At 42.3% G+C, this 1846-nt stretch carries 3 protein-coding genes; all 3 read left to right on the forward strand.

Annotation, left to right across the window (positions count from 1 at the left end; all coding sequences use genetic code 11):
- Nucleotides 1-163: 163 nt before the first annotated feature.
- Nucleotides 164-352, forward strand: a complete 189-nt coding sequence (locus tag AB0I41_RS35085) for a hypothetical protein (protein ID WP_357115753.1) — start codon at nt 164-166, stop codon at nt 350-352.
- A complete protein-coding gene (locus AB0I41_RS35090; RefSeq protein ID WP_357115756.1) occupies nt 289-1539 on the forward strand; it encodes a hypothetical protein in 1251 nt (416 codons plus the stop codon). The genes AB0I41_RS35085 and AB0I41_RS35090 overlap by 64 nt, the downstream gene beginning before the upstream one ends.
- Nucleotides 1540-1573: 34 nt before the next feature.
- The coding region (locus AB0I41_RS35095; protein ID WP_357115759.1) for a hypothetical protein at nt 1574-1846 on the forward strand (273 nt) is incomplete at its 3' end.

The raw sequence follows: 1846 nt of genomic DNA on the forward strand, positions 1-1846 counted from the left end.
TGAATGGAATGGAATGGAATGGAATGGAATCAACTCGATTGCAATGGAATGGAATGGAATGGAATGGAATGGAATTAACCCTAATAGAATGGAATGGAATGGAATGGAATGGAATGGAATGGAATGGAATGGAATGGAATTAACCCGAATAGAATGGAATGGAATGGAATGGAATGGAATGGAATGGAATGGAATGGAATCAACTCGATTTCAATGGAATGGAATGGAATGGAATGGAATGGAATGGAATGGAATGGAATGGAATGAAATTAACCCGAATAGAATGGAATGGAATGGAATGGAATGGAATGGAATGGAATGGAATGGAATGGAATGGAATGGAATGGAATAGAATGGAATCCACCCGAGTGCAGGGGAATGGAATGGAATGGAATGCAATGGAATGGAATCATACGGAATGGAATGGAATGGAATGGAATGGAATCAACCCGATTGCAATGGAATGGAGTGGAATGGAATGGAATGGAATGGAAACAACCCGAATGGAATGGAATGGAATGGAGTGTAAGGGAATTGAATAGAATCAATCCGAATGTAATGGAATGGAATGGAACGGAATGGAATGGAATGGAATGGAATGGAATGGAATGGAATGGAATCAACCCGAGTGCAATGGAATGGAATCGAATGGAATGGAATGGAATGGAATGGATTCAACCCGAATGGAATGGAAAGGAATGGAATCAACCCGAGTGGAATGGAATGGAATGGAATGGAATGGAATGGCTTCAACCCGAATGGAATGGAAAGGAATGGAATCAACCCGAGTGGAATGGAATGGAATGGAATGGAATGGAATGGAATGGAATGGAATGGAATGGATTCAACCCGAATGGAATGGAAAGGAATGGAATCAACCCGAGTGGAATGGCATGGAATGGAATGGAATGGAATGGAATGGTACGGAATAGAATGGAATGGAACGAAATGGAATGGAATGGAATGGAATGGAATGGAATGGAATGGAATGGAATGGAATGGAATCAACCCGAGTGCAGGGGAATGGAATGGAATGGAATGCAATGGAATGGAATCATCCGGAATGGAATGGAATGGAATGGAATCAACTCGATTGCAATGGAATGGAATGGAATGGAATGGAATGGAATGGAATGGAATGGAATGGAATGGAATGGAATTAACCCGAATAGAATGGAATGGAATGGAATGGAAAATGGAATGGAATGGAATCAACCCGAGTGCAGGGGAATGGAATGGAATGGAATGCAATGGAATGGAGTCATCCGGAATGGAACGGAATGGAATGGAATGGAAAACCCGTGTGCAATGGAATGGAAAGGAATGGAATGGAATGGAATGGAATGGAATGGAATGGAATGGATTCAACCCGAATGGAATGGAAAGGAATGGAATCAACCCGAGTGGAATGGCATGGAATGGAATGGAATGGAATGGAATGGAATGGTACGGAATAGAATGGAATGGAACGAAATGGAATGGAATGGAATGGAATGGAATGGAAACAACCCGAATGGAATGGAATGTAATGGAGTGTAAGGGAATTGAATACAATCAATCCGAATGTAATGGAATGGAATGGAACGGAATGGAATGGAATGGAATGGAATGGAATGGAATGAAATGGAATGGCAGGGAATGGAATGGAATCAACCCGAGTGCAAAGGAATGGAATGGAATGGAATGGAATGGAATGGAATGGAATGGAATGGAAGTAAATGGAATGGAATGGAATGAACCCGAGTGCAGGGGAATGGAATGGAATGGAATGGAATGGAATGGAATGGAGTCATCCGGAATGGAACGGAACGGAACGGAATGGAACCAACCCGTGTGCAATGGAATG

Source organism: Micromonospora sp. NPDC050200 (assembly GCF_040656135.1).
Lineage (GTDB): Bacteria > Actinomycetota > Actinomycetes > Mycobacteriales > Micromonosporaceae > Micromonospora.